General features: G+C 38.8%; 25 protein-coding genes and 2 pseudogenes. 14 read left to right on the forward strand and 13 right to left on the reverse strand.

Features of this window, described 5'->3' with window-relative positions:
- Nucleotides 1–71: 71 nt before the first annotated feature.
- The 4 genes from P20429_RS12255 (at nt 72) to P20429_RS12240 (ending at nt 3,437) form a co-directional block, all read left to right on the forward strand.
- Nucleotides 72–1,424, forward strand: coding sequence for a DNA-3-methyladenine glycosylase 2 family protein (locus P20429_RS12255; protein ID WP_007582338.1), 1,353 nt, complete (start codon nt 72–74; stop codon nt 1,422–1,424).
- Nucleotides 1,424–1,894 (forward strand): methylated-DNA--[protein]-cysteine S-methyltransferase, encoded by a 471-nt coding sequence (locus P20429_RS12250; RefSeq protein WP_007582340.1) that lies wholly within the window; start codon nt 1,424–1,426, stop codon nt 1,892–1,894. Before P20429_RS12255 ends, P20429_RS12250 begins: the two co-directional genes overlap by 1 nt.
- A gap of 75 nt (nt 1,895–1,969) precedes the next feature.
- Nucleotides 1,970–2,761: a hypothetical protein gene (locus P20429_RS12245; protein WP_033026611.1), complete on the forward strand. Its 792-nt coding sequence runs from the start codon at nt 1,970–1,972 to the stop codon at nt 2,759–2,761.
- Between the two features lie 82 nt (nt 2,762–2,843).
- The gene (locus tag P20429_RS12240; protein ID WP_007582344.1) at nt 2,844–3,437 is read left to right on the forward strand and encodes a thymidine kinase; all 594 of its coding nucleotides are present in this window, start codon (nt 2,844–2,846) and stop codon (nt 3,435–3,437) included.
- Here P20429_RS12240 and ltaE read toward each other — a convergent pair.
- Both ltaE and rlmF read right to left on the reverse strand, forming a co-directional pair.
- The gene (ltaE, locus tag P20429_RS12235; protein WP_007582347.1) at nt 3,411–4,415 is read right to left on the reverse strand and encodes a low-specificity L-threonine aldolase; all 1,005 of its coding nucleotides are present in this window, start codon (nt 4,413–4,415) and stop codon (nt 3,411–3,413) included. The genes P20429_RS12240 and ltaE overlap by 27 nt on opposite strands.
- Nucleotides 4,416–4,455: 40 nt before the next feature.
- A complete protein-coding gene (gene rlmF / locus P20429_RS12230) occupies nt 4,456–5,388 on the reverse strand; it encodes a 23S rRNA (adenine(1618)-N(6))-methyltransferase RlmF (RefSeq protein ID WP_007582349.1) in 933 nt (310 codons plus the stop codon).
- Nucleotides 5,389–5,516: 128 nt separating this feature from the next.
- Between rlmF and P20429_RS12225 the strand changes: the two genes are divergently transcribed.
- On the forward strand, nt 5,517–6,425 hold the full coding sequence (locus P20429_RS12225) for an alpha/beta fold hydrolase (RefSeq protein WP_007582350.1): 909 nt from the start codon (nt 5,517–5,519) through the stop codon (nt 6,423–6,425).
- On the opposite strand, the pseudogene P20429_RS21045 reads toward P20429_RS12225, so the two are convergent.
- From P20429_RS21045 to P20429_RS20295, 3 genes and pseudogenes are all read right to left on the reverse strand, one after another.
- Nucleotides 6,422–7,854: pseudogene (locus P20429_RS21045) on the reverse strand (sulfotransferase). The gene P20429_RS12225 and the pseudogene P20429_RS21045 overlap by 4 nt on opposite strands.
- A gap of 90 nt (nt 7,855–7,944) precedes the next feature.
- A complete protein-coding gene (locus tag P20429_RS12220; protein WP_007582353.1) occupies nt 7,945–10,527 on the reverse strand; it encodes a TonB-dependent siderophore receptor in 2,583 nt (860 codons plus the stop codon).
- A gap of 310 nt (nt 10,528–10,837) precedes the next feature.
- Entirely contained in the window at nt 10,838–11,008 is a 171-nt protein-coding gene (locus P20429_RS20295; protein WP_010553991.1) for an oxidoreductase-like domain-containing protein, read from the reverse strand.
- Nucleotides 11,009–11,120: 112 nt separating this feature from the next.
- Between P20429_RS20295 and P20429_RS12215 the strand changes: the two genes are divergently transcribed.
- Together P20429_RS12215 and P20429_RS12210 are read left to right on the forward strand one after the other, a co-directional pair.
- Nucleotides 11,121–11,543, forward strand: a complete 423-nt coding sequence (locus tag P20429_RS12215; protein ID WP_007582356.1) for a hypothetical protein — start codon at nt 11,121–11,123, stop codon at nt 11,541–11,543.
- 87 nt (nt 11,544–11,630) lie between these two features.
- Nucleotides 11,631–12,995 carry a M17 family metallopeptidase gene (locus tag P20429_RS12210; RefSeq protein ID WP_007582357.1) on the forward strand — a complete coding sequence of 455 codons (1,365 nt, stop codon included), beginning with the start codon at nt 11,631–11,633 and terminating at the stop codon, nt 12,993–12,995.
- A 38-nt stretch (nt 12,996–13,033) separates the two neighbouring features.
- On the opposite strand, the gene P20429_RS12205 is transcribed toward P20429_RS12210, so the two are convergent.
- Nucleotides 13,034–13,420: a VOC family protein gene (locus P20429_RS12205; RefSeq protein WP_007582358.1), complete on the reverse strand. Its 387-nt coding sequence runs from the start codon at nt 13,418–13,420 to the stop codon at nt 13,034–13,036.
- 70 nt (nt 13,421–13,490) lie between these two features.
- A complete protein-coding gene (locus P20429_RS12200; RefSeq protein WP_007582359.1) occupies nt 13,491–14,570 on the reverse strand; it encodes a ketoacyl-ACP synthase III in 1,080 nt (359 codons plus the stop codon).
- 153 nt (nt 14,571–14,723) lie between these two features.
- Between P20429_RS12200 and P20429_RS12195 the strand changes: the two genes are divergently transcribed.
- The 7 genes from P20429_RS12195 (at nt 14,724) to P20429_RS19370 (ending at nt 19,790) form a co-directional block, all read left to right on the forward strand.
- Nucleotides 14,724–16,031, forward strand: coding sequence for an amidohydrolase family protein (locus tag P20429_RS12195; protein ID WP_007582360.1), 1,308 nt, complete (start codon nt 14,724–14,726; stop codon nt 16,029–16,031).
- 8 nt (nt 16,032–16,039) lie between these two features.
- Entirely contained in the window at nt 16,040–16,444 is a 405-nt protein-coding gene (locus P20429_RS12190) for a DUF4440 domain-containing protein (protein WP_007582361.1), read from the forward strand.
- A 61-nt stretch (nt 16,445–16,505) separates the two neighbouring features.
- On the forward strand, nt 16,506–17,744 hold the full coding sequence (locus P20429_RS12185) for a HAMP domain-containing sensor histidine kinase (protein WP_193371816.1): 1,239 nt from the start codon (nt 16,506–16,508) through the stop codon (nt 17,742–17,744).
- Nucleotides 17,744–18,271: a response regulator transcription factor gene (locus P20429_RS12180; protein WP_007582365.1), complete on the forward strand. Its 528-nt coding sequence runs from the start codon at nt 17,744–17,746 to the stop codon at nt 18,269–18,271. Before P20429_RS12185 ends, P20429_RS12180 begins: the two co-directional genes overlap by 1 nt.
- Nucleotides 18,272–18,298: 27 nt before the next feature.
- Nucleotides 18,299–18,721, forward strand: a complete 423-nt coding sequence (locus tag P20429_RS12175; RefSeq protein ID WP_007582366.1) for a thiol-disulfide oxidoreductase DCC family protein — start codon at nt 18,299–18,301, stop codon at nt 18,719–18,721.
- A 102-nt stretch (nt 18,722–18,823) separates the two neighbouring features.
- Nucleotides 18,824–19,102 (forward strand): peptidylprolyl isomerase, encoded by a 279-nt coding sequence (locus P20429_RS12170; protein WP_002959014.1) that lies wholly within the window; start codon nt 18,824–18,826, stop codon nt 19,100–19,102.
- Nucleotides 19,103–19,283: 181 nt separating this feature from the next.
- Complete coding sequence (locus P20429_RS19370; protein WP_033026614.1) at nt 19,284–19,790, forward strand: hypothetical protein; 507 nt, start codon at nt 19,284–19,286, stop codon at nt 19,788–19,790.
- A 574-nt stretch (nt 19,791–20,364) separates the two neighbouring features.
- Here the strand turns inward: P20429_RS19370 and P20429_RS19375 are convergent.
- The 6 genes and pseudogenes from P20429_RS19375 to P20429_RS12145 all read right to left on the reverse strand — a co-directional run bounded on the left by P20429_RS19375 (nt 20,365) and on the right by P20429_RS12145 (nt 24,719).
- Entirely contained in the window at nt 20,365–20,712 is a 348-nt protein-coding gene (locus tag P20429_RS19375; protein ID WP_033026616.1) for an energy transducer TonB, read from the reverse strand.
- A gap of 166 nt (nt 20,713–20,878) precedes the next feature.
- A complete protein-coding gene (locus P20429_RS12165) occupies nt 20,879–21,538 on the reverse strand; it encodes a DsbA family oxidoreductase (protein ID WP_007582373.1) in 660 nt (219 codons plus the stop codon).
- A gap of 120 nt (nt 21,539–21,658) precedes the next feature.
- Nucleotides 21,659–22,879: a Xaa-Pro peptidase family protein gene (locus tag P20429_RS12160; protein ID WP_007582375.1), complete on the reverse strand. Its 1,221-nt coding sequence runs from the start codon at nt 22,877–22,879 to the stop codon at nt 21,659–21,661.
- Nucleotides 22,880–22,982: 103 nt separating this feature from the next.
- On the reverse strand, nt 22,983–23,591 hold the full coding sequence (locus tag P20429_RS12155; RefSeq protein WP_007582377.1) for a flavin reductase family protein: 609 nt from the start codon (nt 23,589–23,591) through the stop codon (nt 22,983–22,985).
- A 9-nt stretch (nt 23,592–23,600) separates the two neighbouring features.
- A complete protein-coding gene (locus P20429_RS12150) occupies nt 23,601–24,323 on the reverse strand; it encodes an SDR family NAD(P)-dependent oxidoreductase (protein ID WP_007582379.1) in 723 nt (240 codons plus the stop codon).
- Nucleotides 24,320–24,719, reverse strand: a pseudogene (locus P20429_RS12145) (thiol-disulfide oxidoreductase DCC family protein). Before P20429_RS12145 ends, P20429_RS12150 begins: the two are co-directional and overlap by 4 nt.
- Nucleotides 24,720–24,722: the final 3 nt, after the last annotated feature.

The raw sequence follows: 24,722 nt of genomic DNA on the forward strand, positions 1-24,722 counted from the left end.
CCGAATATGGCTAGTAATACAGTTTTTTTTGTATAAGCTAGGCTTTATTAGGTTAACTTATAGAGCCGTTTATGGACACTTCACATTGGCAAAAAGCACGTCAGAGTCGCGATCCTCGTTTTGACGGGCTTTTTTATGTTGCGGTAAAAAGTACCGGTATTTATTGCAGACCTATTTGCCCTGCGCCAACGGCTCACGAAAAAAACGTTGCTTATTATCAGTTTGCCCATAACGCGGCGCAAGATGGTTTTAGGCCCTGTATTCGTTGCAGGCCCGATAGTGCCCCTGGCAGCGCAGCATGGCAGGGTACAAAAACGACTGCACTTAGAGCAAAACAGTTAATAGATCAAAATGACGAGCATGATTGCGAAAAATTAGCAGCTCGTTTAGGTGTAAGTAGTCGTTATTTAAGACAGTTGTTTAAGCAGTATTTTGGCGTGTCGATTACGCAATATCGATTATTTAACCAATGTCACTTTGCTAAAAAGCTGATTCAAGAAACACATTTACCCCTTACCGAAATAGCGTTTTCCGCAGGCTTTAAAAGCATTAGGCGCTTTAATGATGCATTTTTACAGCAGTTAAATATAGCTCCCTCGAAGCTGCGCAGTGGCGATAAAAAACCAACGTCAACACTCACTTTAACCCTGCCATTTAGGCCGCCTTATAATTGGCCTGCTTTGCAGGGTTTTTTACAAAGGCGCTTGATAAAACCAATGGAGTGGATAACACAAACGAGCTACGGACGTACTTTTGCAAGTGAGGAATATAAAGGAAGCTTTACCGCTGAATTTATAGCGAGTAAAAACCACTTTAGTGTATCTATCAATATAGACAATACGGTGTACTTACAACCTGTTATAAATAATATACGCCGTGTGCTTGATTTAGATGCCAATATTAATTTAATTGAAACGCATTTAAGCGCCAATATAAACAATGCGTTTACAGTATGTGAAGGGCTCAGGCTTCCAGGGATTTGGTCAAGTTTTGAAGCCGGTATAAGGGCAGTACTCGGACAACAAGTAAGTGTTACTGCGGCGCATAATTTAGTAACAAAGTTAGTTGACGAATTAGGCGAAAAAGAGGGCGATGCCGTTTATTTTCCTACAGCTAAAATTGTTGCTAATAGTGATTTTGCATTTTTTAAAATGCCACAAGCACGCAAAAATGCGCTACACAACTTAGCCCAGTTTTGTGCACTAAATCCTGAAAATGACGATTTAGACGAATGGCTTAATTTAAAGGGAATTGGTCCTTGGACGGTAAATTATGCAAAGTTGCGAGGGCAAAGCCAGCCCGATATATTACTTGATGGCGACTTAGGTGTTAAAAAAGCTCAAGCGGCGGCAAACCCTTTCGTATCTGCTAACAGCGCTCCTTTTCGTTCTTACCTAACGTTTCAACTTTGGCAGCAATTATAATGATCATTCAAACATCAATTTCGAGCCCTATAGACGACATAATTATTCAAGCGACAGATAAAGGAGTGAGTTACGTTGGGTTTTATCCTCCAGTTGAGCACCCTCATACGCCATTTGAGCAAGTCGCTAACAAGGCGGTGCTTATTTGCGCTGCGCAGTTAAATGAGTACTTTGCAAAAAAACGCACTACTTTTGATGTACCACTTGATACTAACGGTACAGTATTTCAACAAAGCGTATGGCAAGCACTATTAACGGTACCTTTTGGACAGTCGCAAACATACGGCTATATTGCAAACCAACTCAATAACCCAAAAGCAGTGAGGGCAGTAGGCGCTGCGAATGGTAAAAATCCGATTAGTATTATAGTGCCTTGCCACCGAATTATTGGCGCAAATGCAAAGTTAACGGGCTATGCTGGTGGGCTTGATAGGAAGCTTTGGTTGCTGAAACACGAAGGATTAATGTAAATTAATGTAACGAATATTTTGTATGTTTAGTTCTACATACTACACTGTAGATTTAGTTTATAAATAAAAATCACTATGAAAATTAGAACGTTGCTTTATATTTTTGTTTTGAAGTGTATTGTTTTTTGCGATGGCGTTACGGCCAAAGAATTACTTTTTTGTTATGAAGATAAAAACGCAGCACCACTATTTTTAGGTGTTGATAAGGCTATACCTATTGATCAACCTGATGCCTCAGTTGAGGTTTTAAGTTTATTAGATAAAGCGATTGATGGTGTTGAGATTAAGTTTGTTAGAAAACCATGGCGTAGATGCTTAAGCGATTTAGAATTTAATCGAGTTAATGCTGTTATTGCCAGTTACCGCAAAGAACGAGAAAACGTTGCTGTTTACCCTGTTGATCAGCAAGGTAAGTTACAATATGACTATGCAGTAAGTGAATTTAGTAGCTGCCTTATAGGGCGATATAAATTTCATAAAGAATGGGAGACTCGCGAAGTATTTCAAAATAAAGCATTTACGATAGCTATTCCTAATGGCTATGGACTAAATAGCGCGTTGAAAGAAGAACCATTTTTTATTCATAATACGTTTTCTAAAAGCAAAGCTTTTGAGTTGCTAGATAAGGGCGTGGTGCAGGCGAGCGTTGATCTATGCCAAGTTGATGGCTTAAAAGTGTCGAGTTATCCGTATGAGGGTAATAATGTTAAACCGATTTACCCACCGTACGAAACCAGCCATGGTTACCTTGTTTTTTCAAAAAAATTCTACGAAGAAAATAACACTCTAAGCTTGGAAATGTGGCAATGGTTATCAAAGTTTGAAAGTGCACCTATCTATATTAAATATTTACAAACACTTAAATAACCTCGTTAAATTCGCGTTTGTAAATTGGTATTAATTTAATATTAAGGTAGCATAAGCGCACTTTTTATAAAATGGCACCACAATGGCTCAATTATACTTTTACTACTCTGCAATGAATGCAGGTAAATCAACCACGTTATTACAATCTGCATTTAATTATAAAGAACGTGGCATGGAACCTGTGATCCTTACTGCTGCCATTGATGATAGACAAGGCGTGGGTAAAGTATCGTCTCGTATTGGCTTGCAAGCAGATGCGCATGTATTTGATGCTAGCAAAGATGTTTTTGATCTTATTCAATCACTCAACAATGATAAAAAACGCCATTGTGTATTAGTTGACGAGTGCCAATTTTTATCAAAAGAACAAGTAATGCAATTAACCGATGTGGTTGATGAATTAGGTATACCGGTATTGTGTTATGGCTTGCGTAACGACTTTAGAGGCGAGCTATTTATAGGGTCGCAATATTTGCTTGCGTGGGCTGATAAGTTAGTTGAGCTTAAAACTGTATGCCACTGTGGACGTAAAGCAAACCATGTACTGCGTACCGATGAAAATGGTGAAGCAATAGCCGATGGTAACCAAGTAGAAATTGGCGGCAATGACCGATATGTTTCGGTATGCCGCAAACATTATAAAGCCGCGTTAAATATGGGCCGACAAAGCATTTAAAAATGTATCAATATCTTCGCGCGTAATATCTAAATGCGTTACTAGCCTAAGCTGCTTGCTTGGGCTAAATAGTATACCTTGTTGTTTAAGTGCCTCAGCAATCTCTTCAATGTTTATACTGCTAGTGTATGTTGCGTAAACCATATTAGTGGTGTTACTCATATCTACAGTAAAGCCACTGATTTCACTTAATTGTTGAGCCAAATAACGTGCATTTGCATGATCGTCTTTTAAGCGCTCTACATTGTGCTCAAGTGCAAACTGCCCGGCAGCTGCAAGCATTCCGGCTTGGCGCATACCGCCACCAAGTACTTTTCTCCATCGCCTTGCTTTATTAATAAGTGCTGGTGAGCCTAATAGTAAAGAGCCTACGGGTGCACCCAAACCTTTAGATAAACAAATAGAAACTGAGTCAAAGTGTTTTGTAATTTCAGTGATATCAACTTTTAGCTCAACAGCGGCATTAAAAGCACGTGCGCCGTCTAAGTGCAGCGCTAAATTATGCGTATTAACAAAGTCACGTGCTTGGGCTAAGTACTCAAGCGGGAGTACCTTTCCGCCTATAGTATTTTCTAAGCTGAGCAATCGCGTTTTTGCAAAATGGCAATCGTCTGGTTTTATTGCTGCAGCTATTTTACTAAAAGGGATACTGCCATCAGCATTGCTTTCAATAGGCTGTGGTTGCACAGACCCTAAAACGGCTGCGCCTCCGCCCTCAAACTTATAGTTATGTGCATTTTGGCCACAAATGTATTCGTCACCTCGCTCACAATGCGCCATTATTGCAAGTAAGTTGGCTTGTGTACCTGAGCTACAATAAAGAGCGGCTTCAAAGTTAAAACGTATACACGCATAAGCTTCTAGCTGGTTAACGCTTTCATCATCGCCATATACATCGTCACCAACCGGTGCGTTGTACATAATATCGCGCATTTCTTTTGTTGGTTTTGTAACTGTATCAGAGCGAAAATCTATCATGATTGCCTTATCCTTTTTATTGTTTTTAATAAAATTGGTACTAAGCCAGCTCGCTACATATTTGTTCACGAGTGTCTTTATCAAAGTAGCTCCATGCAATAAAGCGGCTAATTTTTTGACCTTGTGCCATATCAACTATTTTATATTGTGCTATTGGGTGGGCTTTTAATACTTCTTCAAGGGCTGCAATATTATCTTTTTTAGAGACTAACGACGTAAACCACAGTACTTGCTCTGCAAAGTCTTCGCTCTCTTTAATAATGTTAGAGATAAACTGTACTTCACCGCCTTCACACCATAATTCATTATTATGACCACCAAAATTAAGTGTGCTACTGGGTGTTTTTCCTAAGTTTTTCCATTTACGTTCACTGCCTTTACTTGCCTCTTCTTCACTTGCATGAAACGGAGGGTTACAGAGCGTTAAATGGTATAGATCTTTTTGATTTATAACGCCTTTAAAAATATGTGATGCGTTTTTTTGATGTTTTAGACTGATTTTTAAACCATTAAACTGGGCAATTTGCTTTGCTATTTTTACCGAAGCTGCATCAATATCAGTCCCTGTAAAATGCCACTTATATTCACTTGTACCAGTAAGCGGGTAAACTAAATTAGCGCCAGTACCAATATCAAGCACTTTAATTTGCTTACCTAAAGGTATTTGTTGTTGGTTATCATCACTTAATAAATCGGCTAAGTAATGAATGTAGTCAACACGCCCAGGTATAGGTGGGCATAAATTATGCTCAGGAATATCCCAAAAATCAATATTGTAGTGAGCTTTTAAAAGCCCTTGATTAAGTGTTTTAACGGCTTTGTTATCACTAAAATCAATGCTTTTAGTGCCTGCAGGTGTGGTTATAACAAAAGGCAGTAGAGCAGGGTGCTCTGTTGTTAATAAATCGAAGTCGTACCCATTTTTATGTAGGTTACGAGGGTGTAATTTTGAACGTGCTTTATTTTCTTTCATGGCTTCATTTTAACAACAGATATGATGTGGTGATTGTAACAAATGCTGATGAGTAAAGTGCAGACATTTCCTTTGGTATATTTAATATTACTGGTAGGATGAGTTGAAAATAATAAAAAGGAATAACTGTGGCAATTTCTCAGCAATCAATAATTATTAATTTAGACGCTCACCAAACACTTCATTTACGCCGTATTAGCGATGAAGGTCAGCAAGGGCCTATCGTATTTTTTATGCATGGAGCTGTAGAAAACGGTAAAATTTTTTACACGCACTCCAATAAAGGGCTCGCACCATTTTTAGCTGAGCATGGATATTGTTGTTATGTTGCTGATTTACGTGGTCGAGGTGATAGTAAACCAATTATTTCGAGCGAGTCAGAATATGGACAAACTGAGTCTATCCTAGAAGACATCCCTGCCTTTATTAAGCAAATAGAGTTGATTGAAGGCAAGAAGCCTGACTACTGGGTCGCTCACTCTTGGGGCGGGGTATTGATGAACAGCGCGTTTGCACGTTTTCCAGAATATATTAATGATGTAAAAGCGTGTGTGTATTTTGGCTCTAAGCGTTCTTTATTTAATAACCATCCTCAAAAATTATTACAAGCCAATTTAATTTGGTATTTTATGGCACCTTTACTTGCTAAAAAACACGGCTATTTAAATGCTAAAGGTTATAAGTGGGGAAGCGATAACGAAACTCAAAAGTCGCATTATCAAAGTATGCAATGGGCTAAAAAGAAGCCATGGATAGATTCTGATGATAATTTCGATTATGCAAAAGCTCTAAACAATCTGCATTTACCGCCAACGCTTCATATTGCTGCGGTAAAAGATAAAGCATTAGCGCAACCAATCGATATTCAAAAATTTATGGACGAATCAGGGCCTGGCATTCAACAAATGCGAATTTACGGTCGTAAACACGGGCATAATTTTGATTACGATCATATTAATATGCTTACCCATCCAAGTGCGCGTGATGATCAATTTAAAGATTTACTTAATTGGTTTAAAGCACATCCGATTAATTAATTCTCCTCAAGTAACTTTAAAAGCGGTGTTTTGTAACGCTCCCACTTAGCGATTGCGGCGTTATTAATAGGTTGGCGAATAGCATGTTTACTCAACGTGGTTACCGGTGTTTTTTGTTTATAAAACGCTAAGCAACGCTGTTCAAAATGACAGTTTAAAAAACCAAGTAACTGCGTTAGCTGCTCTTTTGGGTTACTCACTAAATCTTCGTAACTGACATCATAAATTGGCATACCTTTAAAGGAGTGCCAATGGCTCATCAGTTTTTCATACACACTATGGTAAAGCTTAAACTCAGGTAGTGAGCAAAAATAAGGCTCGTTTTCAGCAAAGTAATTAGTGAAAATAGAAAACGCTGTAGCATTAAAATTACGACTTAAGCTTATAAATTTGGCATTTGGAAATAGGATATATATTAGTCCGAGCGACTGATAATTACTCGGCAGTTTATTTATTATAAAAGGTCTGATGGGCGATACTGTTTTTAATGTTGCGATATAAAGCTCGCGGGCTTTTTTGATTAAGTCAGGCGTTAAATGCGCTAAACATTGCGGGTAAGCAACTCCCGTTTTTTGCTCGATAAAAGCAACCGCGTTATTACTAATACTCGTACTTTCTCCTAGACTCGAAAACTGACTATGGCTTGCCAACATTTGCTCCAGGAGGGTAGAGCCACTACGAGGCATACCAATAATAAATACAGGTGTAATATTACCGGTAAATTTTTTATCGGCAGAGGCAATAAATTCCTCGGTGTTGTATTTTATTATTTCATTGTAAAAAGGGATTAAATCTTTAGTGCTAAATTCACTTAATTTTTTTGTAATTTATTTGCCAATATAAAATAATTAAATGCTTGCTCGGTATCTTCAAGTGCATCGTAACTGTTTGCTAATGCGTAGTAACACACCATTTTTAAACGTAAATTGCTCGTTTGAGTTAGTAAGTGGTGCAAATTACTTACATAATTATGCTCTTTATCAAACCGGCCTAACTGCACAAGTTCAAATAAAATATAAGCTGTTACAGGGTATACCCCAATACTGAGTGCATGAGCAAAGGTTGTATGGGCTTTATCTAACTCGCCATGTGTTAAATAGTGCTGTGCTAAGTAATAATGAGGCTCTGGGTTATGACTTGCTAATTTTTTTGCATATTCGAGCACCGTTAACGCATCGTTTGGCGAATTAACACCGTTAAATGCATCAGCAAGGGCATGTAATGGTTCAAGCATATGAGGCATGCGCTCACACGCTTTTTGGAGTAAGTACACGGCAGCGTCATAACGTTCTAATCGTAGGGCAATTCTGCCTAAGCCAAATAAAGCTTCACCATTTTCGGGATTACTATTTAAAATCGCTTTAAAATGGAACTCGGCTTCTTTGAGTTTATTCTCTTGAAATAATTGGTTGGCTTTATTAAGTAACATAGTTAGACATTATTATTATTTTTATTAACTATAAAATTAAAAAGGCGAAATGTCTTTAACATTTCGCCTTTGGTTCTTCATGAAAATAGTTTAGAAAGTATATGTTGCTTTAGCGTAGTAAAAGCCACCGTTAATACCAAACGGAGATGTCTCGTAGAACTGACCACCCCAGTTATTGTTAGGCGTATCAATTCTATCAGCAAAATCTAGCTTTTCAGCGTCTTGGTCAAATATGTTTTGAGCGCCTACAGAGAGGCTAACAGATTCATTTAAGAAGTAAGTTACTTCAGCATCAATAGTGACTGCAGCATCAGCTGTTTTAGCTGTTGCATCATAATCAACGTGAACACCTTGGTATTCGCCGTAGTAGTTTGCACGAGCAAATGCAGAAACTGATTCCCATTGTTGAGACAATGTGAACGTTGCACGATGATTAGGTAAATCTTCTTCTAAGCGTTTAACTTTAAACGCACCTGTAATCTCACTAAATTGAGTTACTTCAGTATCATTCCAGTTATAAGCAAGGCTAAATGTAGAGCTACCGCCCATTAGTTCAGCAGTATAGTTTGCGACTAAATCGATACCTTGTGTTGTTGTATCAAAGTCATTTGTAAAAAAGCTTACTTGAGCAAGACCTTGTACATTAGGAACTCCAGCCGCTGCAAGTGTATCTTTATCTGCTTGGCTTAAGTTGATTTTATCTGATTGGCTAATACGGTCATCTACTTGGATGTTGTAGTAATCAAGCGTTAAAAATAACTCGCCGATTGTGTATACAGCACCAAGTGTATAACTTTGCGATTCTTCCGGCTCAAGCTCTGTACCACCTAATTGCACTGCAATTGGGTTTGTTGGTGGAAGAAGCGCTGAGTCTTGTAATACGCCGCTGTCTAAGCTTGTTTGTACGTTACTTACGTTAGCTTGACCAACTGTAGGTGCACGGAAACCGCTACTTACAGAACCACGAATGTTTAAATCTTCGGTTAAATGGTATTGAGCCATTACTTTGTAGTTAGTTGTAGTACCAAAGCTGTCGTAGTCTTCAAATCGAAGTGCTACGCCCATTAAGAAATCTTCAGTAAATGGTGCTTCAACATCAACATATGCTGCATAGTTACGACGAGAAAACTCACCTGCTTGTGATGGTTTAAAACCAGGGAAGCCGTTAGAGCCAATACCAAAACCTTGTTCTGTTAAAGGGCCTGCTGTGTAAGATTCTTCATCACCAGAAATGATAGTGAATGTTTCTTCATGCCATTCAAAACCACCGGCAATATTTACATCATAAGCTAAACCAAAGTCGACACCCTTTGATAAATCAAAGTTAAAGTTTTTCTCTAGTTGCTCATATTTACCTGGGCTGAAATCACGTGGTGTATCTGCACCTAAAGAGGCATTAACCGTATCGTAAATAAAGTAACGTGATTCATTTAAACCCACAGTACCGCTTAAGTCATAGTAAGTATCTTTTAAGAAGCCACCAGTGAATCGCCCTTTAGTACCGATAGTTAAAGAAGTATCAGTAATGTTGCCGCCAAAGTTAGGTGTAAAACCACCTGGAAGCGACTCGTTAAATGCAAAACAATCTGGGTTGTTCGCTACACCATTTATGTAAGCTGGATCATCTAATACGTTGCCATCTGTTATTGCAATAGTAGGACAGTTAGCGCTCATATCAGGTGTTAAATCTGCAACAAGCAGTGTTTCGCCACCATCATTTGAGTAAACGCCAGAACGTGTTTGCGGGTTACGGTAATAAAAGCCGCCGCGTACATCACGTTCAGAGTAATTACCAAACATGTAAAATTCAGAATCGTTTGTTAGCTCTAAACCCACGTTACCAAAAATTGTAATATCGTCATCTACTTCTGGTGCGCCCCATACTTGTGCAAGAGAAGATACATCAGGAACACCGGCAGCTGAAAGTGCTGCGGCATCGGCACGTTGAACTGAGCGGCTTGTTGCATCAGCTGTTTTATATTGAAAGCTTAAATTAGCAAAGCCATTGTCGGTAAACGGTAAACCCACGTTACCCGACACTTGTGTTGTATCGCCGTCACCTTCATAAAATTGACCATGGCGGATTTCTAATTTACCACCTTCAGAAGCGTCTTTTAGTTGGAAGTTCATTACACCGGCGATTGCGTCAGAACCATACTGTGCAGCCGCGCCATCACGAAGTACTTCTACTTGTTTAATAGCAATGCTTGGAATAACTGAAATATCTGCGCCTTGCGCGCCATCGTTAATACCACCGCCTAAAAATGCAATTACAGAAGCACGATGACGACGTTTGCCGTTTAAAAGAACCAATGTGCTGTCTGATGGTAAACCACGTAAGTTAGCTGGGCGAACAAGAGAGGCCGCATCGCTAATAGGATTTTGATGTACGTTAAAAGATGGCACTGCACCTTTTAAGAGCTCAAGCATGTCGGTATTGCCTGATCTTTCTAATTCTTCGCCACCAATAATATCGATTGGAACTGGTGAGTCACCGATTGAACGTGGAGCTGAGCGCGTACCTACTACGGCAATTTTCTCTACGTTTTTATTTACTTTAGTTTGCTGTTGCTCGTCTGCTGCAATAGCAGAACCCGAAAAAAACAACCCTGCAGTGGTTGTAGCTAAAGCAAATTTGATTGCTTGGTTTAGCGCATTATTTTTTAATTTCATTCTAATTTTCCCCAGTTAGAATAATTCTTATTTTTGATGCTAATTTCACATCATTTATTTTTAACTTAATTTTTTGTTTCACATAAGTTTGAGTGTTTAGCTCAAAAGCCTAATCAATTAAGCTTACTTTTTGTGAAGTCCTATTTACAGACTATAGGTAAAAAACGGGAAGGGCAATTACTAATTAACCATTTGATAACAAAAAGATTCAATTTAAGAAAAAATGCAACAATGGTGCAAAGTAAAGCTAAAATGAACTAAATAAGTGCAAATAGGGTTGTTGAGAGGAAAATTAATGCGTTATCAGTATTTAAATGTTATTTATTTGTTTCTTTTTGGTGGGGTTTTCAATGTTTTGTGCGCATCGCCAAGTTGCTAATTTTTCTTTATATTCATCCCACACGCAGGGGCAGCAACTGCCACCACCACAACATTCATCAGATTTTGGTTTTTCAGGTTTTTGCGGTAGTTGGTTTGTCATATTCAGTGTTGTTGTATGTATTTAATACTAATTTGGTGCAAAGGATAAGTTAAAGGATGTTGTAAGTAAATTATTCTTTGTGAACCCGTGCTGCTGTGTGAAAATAAAAGTTATGCGATTATATAAAGTTATTCACCGTGCACCTTGGCGGGTAGTTAAAATTAGTAAGAAACGCCAACAGCTGCGTTTTCGCCGTGCTATGGTGGCGCTTAAAATTGCACTTGCGCAAGAAAAACAAGAAACCAAAGAAATGCTCTCTATTTATAGACGCTACACTCAAGGTCAAACAAGTAAAGAAGAGTTAAAACGCGCTAATGAACAGTTTGTTGATATTTTAAAAGGGTTAGGGCTCGGTGTGTTTGCAGTATTACCTTTTGCCCCGCTTACAATTCCTTTAGTTGTTAAATTAGGGAGTTTAGTGGGAGTTGATGTACTGCCAAGTTCGTTTAATATGAACAAATCGATTAAAGAACTTGATGCTAAAATAGATCAAGAAAATCAAAAGCAAGAATCCAAAAATAGCTTAAAAAAGTAGCTGAAATCCCTTCAAATTAGCGATACCTTTTAGGTGCGCTTATTGATATGCTCTTAAGTACCATTTTTATATTATATGAGCTTTTTAATGAGTGCATTACTACGTCATACATCTTCTGGTATTCCTTTATCTTTTATTCTTAAAAACGAATTATCTGACTGGCAAGCACAGCAGCCTGCATTTATACAAAATTGGTTAACTAATACAGGTTTCGAAAAGCAAGGTGTTGCTTTAATCCCTGATGCTAAAACGGGCGAGTTAAGCCAGGTATTTTGTTTAATGCAAAGTAGCGATGATTTTTGGGCTGCGGGTAATTTAGCAAATACACTTCCTACTGGTACTTATCAAATTCAAGGCGAGAGCGCTTTTGTAGAGCAAGTTGCTTTAGGGTTTGTGCTTGGTGGTTACGAATTTAGTGAATATAAAGAAAAACCAACAGCAAAAGCGCAATTAGCCATTAGCGATAAAGCGTTGTTTGGCCGTATTAGCCAACAAGCTGATGCCATTACACTTGCACGTGATTTAGTTAATACGCCAGCGGTAGATATGATGCCGCAACATTTATCGCAAGTAATGGAAGATTTAGCTGCAACTTACAATGGCGAATTTTCACAGTGGATTGGCGATGAGTTACTAGAGCAAAACTACCCGACTATTCACATGGTGGGTCGTGCAAGCGAAAATAAACCGCGTTTACTTGATTTAAAATGGGGCGCGACAGATGCTCCATTAATTACACTAGTAGGTAAGGGCGTATGTTTTGACTCAGGCGGACTTGATTTAAAACCAAGCTCTGGCATGCGTAACATGAAAAAAGACATGGGCGGCGCCGCGCATGTAATTGCACTAGCACAGCTTATTATGGCAGCTAACTTACCAATTAGATTACGAGTGCTTGTACCCGCTGTTGAAAATGCAGTATCGCGCAATGCATTTCGCCCTGGCGATGTTGTTAAAACACGCAAAGGCATTATGGTCGAAATTGATAATACAGACGCAGAAGGGCGCTTAGTATTGTGTGATGCATTAAGCGAAGCACAAAACGATAATCCTGAGCTAATTATTGATTTTGCTACCCTCACGGGTGCATGTCGTGTTGCGTTAGGCACGGAGCTTCCGGGCTTTTTCTCAACAGAGCGCGATGTAGCAAACGGTATTATTGATGCAGGTTTAAGTGTACATGATCCTGTTTGGCAACTTCCGCTGTTTGAGCAATATAAAAACTTACTAAAAAGTGATGTAGCCGATATGGCAAATTGCGCAAGCACACCGTTTGGTGGTGCTATTACTGCGGCGCTTTACTTAAAAGAATTTGTTGAGCCAACAACACCGTGGGTACACTTTGATGTAATGGCGTGGAACTTACGTGCATTACCAGGTCGTCCAACGGGTGGTGAAGCATTAGGTATTCGTGCTGTATTTAACTACTTACAAAATCGTTTTAATAAATAAGTTTTTGATTCAATAGTAAGAACTTGAGCTTATGAGTTTTAAACCTCATAAAGCTCAAGTGGCAAGTTATCTGGATCGGCAAAAAAGGTAAATTTTTTGCCGGTTATTTCATCCACTCTAATATCCTCAACGTTTACTTCGCACGACTCTAAATACGTTTTTGCAATCTGTACATCCGCTACCTTAAAAGCTAAATGTCTTAAGCCTTGTGCTTCGGGATAGCTTGGTCTTGCGGGCGCTCCATCAAACGAAAATAGCTCTATTTGGCTACCATCGGGCATGGCTAAATCTAACTTATATGAATTACGATCAGCTCTAAAGTGCTCATTAATAACGTTAAGTTTAAGTACATTGCTATAAAAGTGTTTAGAGCGTGCATAGTCACTACAAATAATAGCAGCGTGGTGAATACCTAAAAGTTTCAAATTTAATTCCTTAAAAAGCAAAAACGCACTTAATTAAGTGCGTTTTATATGTGACTTATTACATGTTGTGTTAGCTGGGCTGCGCTTCTTTACATGCTTTAACGGCCGGTGCTACAAGTTCTAAACCGGTTTTATTACATGGCGGTAAAGCGGCATCGCTTACACTAATAGGCATTACGCGTTCGCCCCATTTTATGTAACTTGCAGCCCAGGTAAGGCCTGCACCAAATGCAGCAGACATAATGTTTGAATGCGGTTTAATTAACCCTTGCTCAACGGCTTCACATAACGCAATAGCAATCGTAGCAGCAGAGGTATTACCATACTCACCAATGTTAACCATTACTTTTTCGTCAGGTACTTTTAAGCGATGCTGAATAGCTTGAATAATACGTAAGTTAGCTTGGTGTGGAACGAGTACATTAATGTCATCAAGGCTCAAATCGGCTTGTTTAAGTACATCGTCGCACGCTTCGCTCATGCCTTTAACAGCACGTTTGAAAATTTCACGACCTTCAAATAATAAATCAGATGGACCAATTGGCTCATATTTATTTAAATCACTACCAAAGTTAGTGATGTGTAAAATATCGCGGTCTTCACTGTCACAACCAGTTTTGGTTGCTAGTAAACCAGCTGGCGTATCTGCCGCTTCAAGTACTACTGCACCTGCGCCATCGCCAAATAAAACAGCGCTATCGCGACGTGCCCAGTTTACGTACCAGGTCATACGCTCAGCGGCAATGACCACTGCTTTTTTGATCATACCCGCTTGAATTTGTGCTGTAGCAGCTTGCAATGCATATAAAAAGCCCGAACATGCCGCGTTTGTATCCATTGCGGCAGCGCCTGTTGCACCAATATTTTTTTGCACTTGCGAGGCGGTATTTGCCACAACAGTAGAAGGTGTACAGGTTGCTAATATTACTAAATCAATATCTTTAGGATCAACGCCTGCGCAGGCAATAGCATGCTTAGCTGCAACGGTTGCCAGCTCGGCGGTACTTACATGGCTCACTCGGCGAGATTTAATGCCTGTACGCGAGGTTATCCACTCGTCGGTGGTATCAACTATTTCACTAATTTCATCGTTGCTAATGCTTGCTGGTGGAATGCATTTACCCCAACCAGTGATATGTGCGTAAGGCATAGTATGTTCTCTTAAGGTGGTCTGACATGTATTACTAATGGGTGAGTTATACCAAAAAACGGCTTTCAAGACTAGTTTATAGCATGCTTTGTGTCGTAAATATTCGCAATTACAGGTTATTTAAGGTAATGCTAGTATAAAAAAGGAGCAAGTATGAAAACAACACTAATAACAACATTCACTGCAATAACGCTGGCATTAATAGCAAATGGGGCTTTTGCTCAACAGCATAAAATTATTTATGCGGGCAGTTTACTTGCATTCGAGGATCAAAAAGTAAAAACAGAGCAAACGTTAGTCATAACAGATAATACAATAACAGCCATTAAAAGCGGCTACCTCACAAAAGCAGAACTTAACCTACCTGATGCCGATGTTATAAATCTTAAAAATCAATTTGTAATGCCTGGTCTTATTGATATGCATGTTCACGTTACGTTTGAGCGAGATGCTAAAGCAAACCCTCACCGCTGGGCAACAGAATATGACGCCGATTATGCTTTGCGCTCAATTAAATATTTACAACGTACGCTCGATGCGGGTTTTACATCAGTGCGAGATTTAGGTAGCGATCACAAAGTTATATTTCCGCTAAAACGTGCTATTGAGCGAAATGATATTAACGGCCCTCGCATTTTTGCAGCGGGTAATACAATATCGCCTACCGGTGGACACGCAGATATGCACGGTTATCGAAAAGATATTACAGATGCGGTTACAGGCGGGATTGGTATATGTAATGGCGCGGATGATTGTAGCCGTGCGGTACGCGAGGTAATTAAAAGTGGAGCTGATGTAATTAAAATTACTGCCACGGGTGGAGTACTAAGTAATACCGCTGCTGGTGTTAACCAACAACTTACAGATGCAGAGCTGATTGCAATTGTTGATACTGCTCATCACTTGGGGCGTAAAGTTACAGCGCATGCACACGGTACACAAGGTATAAAAGCGGCCTTAAAAGCCGGTGTAGATTCTATTGAGCATGGCTCTTATTTAGATAAAGAGGCAATAAAGTTATTTAAAAAAACGGGAGCTTATTTAGTACCGACGCTTTTAGCGGGTGCAACGGTAAGTGAAGAGGTGCTTACAAATCCAAATATGCCACCGGCAATAGCCGACAAAGTGCGTGAAGTAACTCCAAAAATGCAGGCTTCGTTTAAGCTTGCACTGAAAAACAAGGTTAATATAGCTTTTGGAACAGACTCTGGGGTGTCTCGTCATGGGCTCAATGCTAACGAATTTAGTTTAATGGTAAACAATGGTATGAGCGAAGCCCAAGCTATTAAATCAGCAACCATACATGCAGCTAAACTGCTGGGGAAAAGCGCACTCATTGGCGACTTGAGTGTTGGTAAACAAGCAGATATTATCAGTGTGAATGGCTCACCGCTTAAAAATATCGACGTACTTAAAAACGTGCAATTTGTTATGAAAGCCGGGCAAGTTTATAAACAATAGGGAAGGTTATGAGCAGCAAAATAAAAGTGTCGTTGTTTAATCATTTGATTGACGCTGAGCGCCAGTTACTAGACCCAGAAGTTCGCCAATCTGAGCGCGCATTAGATGCTTTACTCGATGATGAATTTATCGAAATTGCTGCCAATGGCACTACATTTAATAAATACCAAGTACTTACCCGCTTACCTACCGAGGTTGTGCCACAGTTTTATAATCAGCATTTTAAGGGCCGAATGCTAAGTGATGACGTAGTGCAACTTAGTTATCAAGCTGCTTATAGGCGCTCTGCTCGCAGTGAATTTAATTATTCATTGCGTATGTCGCTTTGGCGCCAAACTAGTGGGCAATGGAAAATGGTGTTTCATCAAGGAACGCCTTGTGCACCGTTTTCAATTTCGATGGATGATGATTAAAAATCATATAACCGTTAAAATAACCTTATTAAACATTTGATTGGGGAATAACCTCTTGTTAATGCAAACCGACCCCACCATTAGTCGACTATTAATGCTGCGAAGCGGTGCTATTGCGGTGCAATTAATTGCTGTGCTTAGCGTTTATTTTTTACTAGAACATCAAATTGCATTACTGCCATTACTGATTGTTATTGCCGTTGAGGCTGTGTTTCAGCTTATTAGCTTGTTTGCTTATCGTAATGTGGGCCGCGCTAAACCTTTGGGTATGTTGATGCAGTTAACCGCTGATGTATTATTTTTAACGGTTTTACTCTCGCTAAGCGGTGGTGCAACCAATGCATTTGTATCACTGTTATTGCTCCCGATAATGATCGCTGCTGTTACGCTGCGAGAAAAAGGATTAGCTTATATTGCGGTATTAGCCATTGCCGCATACAGTTTTTTACTGATAAAGATGCCCGATCACAATATGCATCAAATGAATATGAGTGGTCACTTTATTGGTATGTGGGTTAATTTTGTTTTAAGTGCTAGCGTAATCGCATTAGTGATTGGCGCAATGAGCAGGGCACTTAAAGAGCGAGAGCGAATTATTGCAAACGTGCGTGAAAAACAATTGCGTAATGAACAGCTTGTTACCCTTGATGGGGCCGCTGCACAAATCACCCATCAACTAGCGACCCCAATTGCAAACTTACAGTTCTTGTTTGAAGAGCTATTAGAAGAGCAACCAAACAATCCTATTATTAAGCACATGCAAGCGCCGCTTACTCAGTGCAGTACACAACTTAATGACTTTAGAGAACTCTCAAGGCAGTTACGCCTTAAAAACTCACAAGAGCATACCACCGTAAAGCAACTGCAAACACAAATTACAGATACACTTTTACTGCAATACCCTGATCAGCACATTAAATGGATAACGCCACCTATTGCGGCAACGCTATTGAGTGATGCGATGTTATTGCCTGCTATTTTAAATTTATTGCAAAACGCCGCGCTCGCTAATCAAAAACAAGGTCAAGCTCAATTAGAGCTGAGTTGGCAGCAAGATAACTTACATAGTGAATACGTTTACTTGTTAATTCGTGATTTTGGCTGTGGCTTTTCGTCATCTCAGTTAGCAGAGTTGGGCGGGCAACTTATGCCAAGCGATCAAGGAATGGGGCTTGCTGTGCTTTTATCAAACGTTACTTTTGAGCGTTTAAATGGCTCGCTTACCTTGTTTAACCATGCAGATGGCGGCGCTGTCGCCAAAGTTAAACTCGCTATTGTAAACACCGAGAAAACAGCCTGATGAAGCTACTTATTATTGAAGACGACATAAATTTAGCCAACACACTAGCAAGGCGTTTAACTAAACAAGGCTTTACCTGCGAGGTGGCGCATAATCAAAGTGATGCGTTACTTGCTGCACGCAAACTATTACCTAACTTTATTTTATTAGACATGAAACTAGGTGACGACAACGGACTTGCACTCATAAAGCCGCTGCGTAGTTTACTCCCCCAAACTCATATTGTTTTACTAACTGGGTTTGCAAGTATTGCAACCGCAGTAGAGGCAATGCGGTTAGGTGCAAACGACTACCTTACTAAACCGGTTGATATGGCAACATTATTAAAAGCGCTTAACACCGAGCCTGTGGCATCGGCATCGAATGTTATTGGTGATGCGGTTATGTCGCCGGAGCGCTTAGAGTGGGAGCATATTCAACAAGTACTGCACAGCAATAATGGCAACGTGTCGGTTACCGCAAGGCAACTTAATATGCATAGACGTACTTTGCAGCGCAAGTTACAAAAAAAGCCGGTGCAGCAGTAATTTAGTACTTAACTTAAGGAAAGTGTTATGAGCGATGATGCAGCTACACTAATGCAAAATCAAAAAATTATATTATTTGATGCGCAATGTAAGCTTTGCAGCGCGTGGTGTAACTTTATTATTGCTCACGACACTAATACCATTTTTAAATTATGCAGCGTGCAATCTCCAAAAGGAGAACTGTTGTTAACGCATTTTGGTTTTTCAACCAGTGAATATGCCTCAATGGTTTACCTAGAAAACGGTAAAGCGTATACGCAAAGCCATGCTTTTTTTAACGTTGTTAAGCAGCTAGGTTACCCATACAAACTAGCAAACGTATTTAGTATTTTGCCAAATAGGCTTAATAATTGGTTATACGATAGGGTTGCTTTAAACCGCTATACCTTATTTGGAAAATATCAGTATTGCAGAATTCCCAACCCAGATGATGCTAAACATTATTTATAAATTAGGCGTTAATACACTGCAGTATAAGTAGATGCTAGGTTTATGGGGTTGTGTTAAAATCGCCGCGTTTAATTTTAGCTAACGGTATAAAAGGCTTTTTTCATGGCAAACACAGCACATGCACTTCATATTTTGGTTAAGCACAAAGAAATTGCAGAAGATATTATTAAGCAATTAGGTAAAGGTGCAAAGTTTCAAACCTTAGCTAAAAAGTATTCGTCATGCCCATCGGGCAAAAAAGGCGGAGATTTAGGTGAATTTAGACGCGGACAAATGGTTCCACAGTTTGACAAAATTGCGTTTAAAGGCGCAATTTTAGAGCCACACCTAGTTAAAACAAAATTCGGCTGGCATGTAATCAAAGTACTTTACCGTACTTAATTTACTTAATTTACTTAATTTACTTAATTTACTTAAGCAGTTTGGCAATTGACGCGTCTTAGCAAGCGTCCATTTCATCACCTATCCTAAATTTACACTTTGACGAACTAAGAATTAGGATGGGTGTCATCTTAATTTATTCCAATATGGGCAGAATACGAAAAAATGGGAGGGGTAAGTCATGTTGATTTTTAGACTTTACATATTATTCAGTTTTTTTCTATTAGTGTCGTGTGGAGCGGGTGAAAATTACGAACCTATAAGAGAGAGTTTAATTTTAGAAAGTGAAAATATAGCTTCTAAAATAGTTTCTAATAATCATAAAGAATTAATTGCAATATTGAAATATTTAAAAGAAAACTCAAATGAATATATAGCAGGAAGCAACTTTCCTTTAGTCAGTAGTGATTTAAAAAAAATCGATGTGGAGCTATATGAGATCACTAAGATAGCAAGCGAAATTGGGGTTTTATCTGGAAAAAGAAACTCATATGGGATTTATGGTTTAGAGGTTATTAGAAAAGATACTAAAGACTTTAAGTTTACCTATGCTATAGCAAGCAAGAGTAAGGATAATATAGATAAAAATACCTTCACAAACACTTGTAACCCTATTTCTAAAGAGGGCCTATGCTTACATAAGAAAAGTGATAACTTTTATTTTATTTACAGCTTCAAGAAAAAGTAAATAAATAGAGTCAGGTCTTTTTGTTTTTAGGTGATGAGGTTTATTTTTAATAAGGATATTAAATAAAATGTTATTTAGAGTATTTATTAGTTTTTTATTTTCTGCCAATGCAATTGCTGCTATTTGCAAATGCTAAATAACACTGACACCTCCCCTTATTTCTTAGGGAAAAATGGAAAGGAAAAAGATGAACTCTAAGTTTAAAAAGTAAATTTAGTAGCACAGTTTTGTTAGTCCAAATAACGTGACAGTCTATTTTAATTATTGAAGCAGCTATTAAACAACCAAGGATCTATACATGGTAATTAAATGATTGAAAAATTATTGGTTTTGTCCTTTTATTTTTATTCTTAGTATCATTTTTAAGTGTGCTCGGCAATTTATTAGCTGCTTTAATGAATCCTCTTGAAATGAAATTAATTGCATTCAAAAGGTTGAGTATATCCTTGGCTATACTGATAGTTGCATTTTTAGTCTCATATAAATTAGGTTATTTTATTGATAAGTATTAATAAATAAAGGAAATTATGAAGACACAAATAAATGTTCCCTTTTAGTCAAAATGAGTTAGTTATTATTTTGCTAAATTAAAATCTATAGTCATTTCTAAATTCTCATCAACTACCGCAATACCATTAACTACTTTAGGTGCGTAAAGCCATTTAGAAAGAGAGCGAATCGCTGCTTTATCAAAAATTTTCACAGGCTCAGCTTTAATCACTTTAATATTAATGGGCTTACCAGATGTATTTACATCAAAAGACATTGTCACACTACCTTCAATTTTTTCACGGACACTTTTAATTGGATACTCCGGAGGACTGGGCATTATTAGCGTAGAGTGAGGGTTATCAGCTAAAGGTGTTGTTGAACATGCGGTTAAAAGAAACAGTGAAGTTAATGTTGTAATTATATATTTCATTATAAATCCCTTTATAGGTGTTGTTATCGATTTGTTAAATGTAGTTTCTATAATGACACCAAAAGAGATCTAAGGTAAATAACAACTTTGTATTTTTTTGAACTGATGAATATACAAGAAAGGCTGCAATGTGCAGCCTTTCTTAATTTTAAACTTTATTTGTATATTAAGCGTCTTTCTTGGCTTCTTCTTCACTAATTTGTTTTAGTGCTTGAATGAATGAGTCGCTTGGTTGTCCGCCAGTAAGCGCATATTTATCGTTTATGATAAACGTAGGTACTGACGTAATACCCATCTGTTTAAAGTTGTCTTGCTCTTGGCGTACGTCTTGTACGTATTTGTCTGAATGTAGAATACCGCGCGCAGTTTCTTTATCAAGACCCACTTTTTCAACAACGTCGAGCAACGCTTCTTCTTGATTTAAGTATTTTAAATCTGTGAAGTGCGCTTCAAAAAAGGCGAGTTTTAACTCGGTTTGCTTACCTTCTTCACGTGCCCACATTAATAAACGATGCAAATCAAAGCTGTTGATCATGATGCGTTTGCCATCAAAATTAAAGGTAAACCCAGCACGCTTTCCTGCTTCGAACATGTTTTTACGATTTTCGTCGCCTTGTTCTTCACTTAGGTTGTACTTTTGCATTAAATGTTCGTTTAAGTCTTGACCTTCAATTGGCATATCTGGATTTAGTTCAAAAGGATGCCACGTAATATCTGCGCTCATTTCGTCTTTAAGTTGCTCTAGTGCAGTTTCTAGGTTTTTATAACCCACTACACACCAAGGGCACATTACGTCTGAAACGATATCAATTTTAAAGTTTTTCATATTTATCCTTTTGAGGATTGCTTATAACTAAGTATAAAAAAGGATATTGGGATTAATTTAGCTTTATCAATACCAAACTAAAAAGAGCAGCTAAACAGCTGCTCTTGAAGGTATTTAGTTTTAGGCGTTAAGCCCAAATGGGTCGTCAATGCTATGGCTAGGCTCTGTAAACCAATGAGGGCCGTTGTCGGTCATGTAAAAATGATCTTCTAAACGTATGCCAAATTCATCAGGTATAACTAACATTGGCTCGTTACTAAAGCACATGCCTGGGGCAAGTGGGGTTTTATCACCGCCAACTAAGTATGGCCATTCATGAATGTCTAGCCCAATGCCGTGGCCCGTTCGATGCGGGCAACCCGGTGTTTGGTACTGCGGACCTAGGCCTTGCGCCGCTAAATAGTTACGGGCGCCCGCGTCTACGTCTTCGCAGGTGGCACCGATTTTAGCTGCATTAAATGCCGCCATTTGCGCTGCTTTTTCATGATCCCAAAACATCCGTTGGCGCATTGTAGGTTCGCCAAATACATAGGTACGGGTTATATCTGATAGGTAATCGTGTACTTTACAGCCGGTATCAATTAATACCATATCGCCTTTTTTAAGTACTTGGGCGTCTTTAACACCGTGCGGAAAAGACGTTGCAATACCAAATAAAACAATACAAAAATAGTTACCTGGTGCGCCTACTTTTTGATGTGCTTGCTTAATAAAGGCTTCTACTTCGGTGGTGGTTATTCCCTCATAAAGCATGCTTGCTGTGGCTTGATGCACGGCTAAGGTCATATCCATCGCGCGCTGCATTAAGCTAAGCTCGTGAATTGATTTATGCATACGGCAATGCGCCGTTACAGGCTGTGCGTTTATGAGTGTTAAACCCGTTTGCGCTTTATTAATGCCGTCGAATATAAAAAATTGTGCGCTTTCATCAATGCCAATGGTTGCGTTTTCATTAACATTTAACTTTTTTAGTACTTCAACAAAAAGTGCATAAGGATTTTCGTGCTCTTGCCACCCATGAATAGGTCCCTCTATTACTTTAAACCCGTTTAGTGAACCAATTTCGAAATAAGGCGCAATGTATTGTACTTCACCAAGGGCCGGTAATATTGCGCCAACCATGCGCTCGCTCGCGTACCATTTCATACCTGTAAAGTAGGTTAGGTTGGTGCCAGCGTTTAAATAAATTGCATCAATATTGTTTGCTAACATGTAAGCTTGCGCCTTTGCTATGCGCTCTAAATGTTCGTCAGCAGCAATAGGGGTCAGCGTTAGCGTCATATTACTTAAGCTTGCCAACGCTTGTTCGCTTGATTGTGTACCTATACCTATAGTGGTCATGTTTTTCTCCTTGGATTTTTAGCTAGTGTGATTAATACCAAGGTAAAATTCAATGTTATGCGATAAGAGGCTGCAATTACTTGCAGCTTTAAACACATAACATTCACTTTTTAGCATAAGGTAAGCGCGTTAGTTTGTTACTTGTATGATAGCTATCAAGCCCGGTTACTGCGACTGTTTCTATTGCTTGTAAATCTAGGAAACCATCACTTTGCAGTGCTTCTTTATCAACAAAAACATCCATAATTTCGCCAATAACGAGCTCAGTCCCATTGATGGCTAAATGCTGGTTTTCTACAAATTTAACCGAGTACTTTAAGCGGCTTTCTTTTACAAAAGGCGCTGCAAAGTCGTTTAAGTATTCAGGTGTTAAGCCTGTAGCATCAAACTCAGACTCTTCTTTATCGTAACGGGCTGAAGTTTGATGAGCTTGTTTGTAAATTGACTTATTCACTTGATTAATGGTGTAAGTGCCCGTTTGTAAAATATTTTCAAATGTATGACGCGGCACACTATGAGGGCGTATTATCATTGCGACTAACGGTGGGTTAGCCCCAAGATGAATAACAGAGCTTACAATCGATAAGTTGGTATTGCCGAGTAAATCTTGCGTGCCAATTAAATTAGCGCTTTTAAAACCCGAAAGAGAATTAATTAAATGTGTACGGGTATGTTTTTCAAGTGCGTCTATTTGCGCTTTAGTAAAATGCATTAAAAGTCCTTACCACGGTATTGTAGAGCCTTGCCAGTCTAAATAAGCAGGCTCACCGTTTAGTTTTAAATCAGGGTTATTGTTTGTTAATTCAAATAGTTGCTTGGCTACAAATTCAGGGGTAAATAATTTGCCTTCAGGTACATTCTTTTGAAAGGGCTTTGAAAGTGCTGTATCGGTAGTGCCAGGGTGAAACAGAATGAGTTTGGTATTTTTAGCACGACGAGCAAGCTCTATAGCGGCAGTTTTAAATAGCATGTTAAGCGCCGCTTTAGATGCGCGATAAGTATACCAACCACCTAATTTATTGTCGTTAATGCTGCCCACACGCGCACTGAGTGCTGTAATAGTACACTGCGTTTTGTGGGTTAACAGCGGCAATACGCTCTGTAAGCAAAGTAGGGGAGTTAGGGTGTTTGAATTTAGAAGTTGGCTAAAATACTCAGCGTCTAAATCCTCCAGCTTTTTTTCAGGCATATGGGTTTCGTTGTGCAGTGTACCATTGAATATAATAACTTGTTGTATATCGGCATTTTGCTCTTTTAGGTAATTAGTAACGCGCGCTAAACTTTGTTTTGTGTAGTCAGTATGTAGGTGGACAACACTTGAGCCAGACTCAATACTTTTTGAACTAATACAAACGATCTGATGAGTAGGCGTGTTTATTTGTAGATGTTCTATATATGCATTTGCTATGGCACTGCTTGCGCCGAATAAAACAATAGTTTTCATTTATCACCTTTTGCTTTTAGTCCACATTGGCCGTTACTGCACTGAGTATTTGGCATTAAAAAAGCGACTGATGGGGTGCCGATACTTAGCAAATAATAGGTATCCGCAGTCAGCGAAAAAGCGAATTATTGGCAAGCGAAAAATTTTCAACCAGCTGTGTTTACCCACTATTTTCCATGCTTCGTAAGTTACATCAAGCCCATAAATCATTTCACCTGATTGCTTTTGAGCTTGCAGGTAGTTCATTGCTTTGTCTTTATCAATATACGGGTAGCGCTCACTGAAGTCGCTCGCGTTAAGATCTTCAAGCGTAATTAAGTTTTTGTTATCAGCGTGTTTTAGTTGCTGCATTTCGGTGCTACAAAGAGGGCAGTTACCATCGTAAAAAATGATCATGTG

Source organism: Pseudoalteromonas sp. BSi20429 (genome assembly GCF_000238895.1).
Taxonomy (GTDB): Bacteria; Pseudomonadota; Gammaproteobacteria; order Enterobacterales; family Alteromonadaceae; genus Pseudoalteromonas; species Pseudoalteromonas arctica.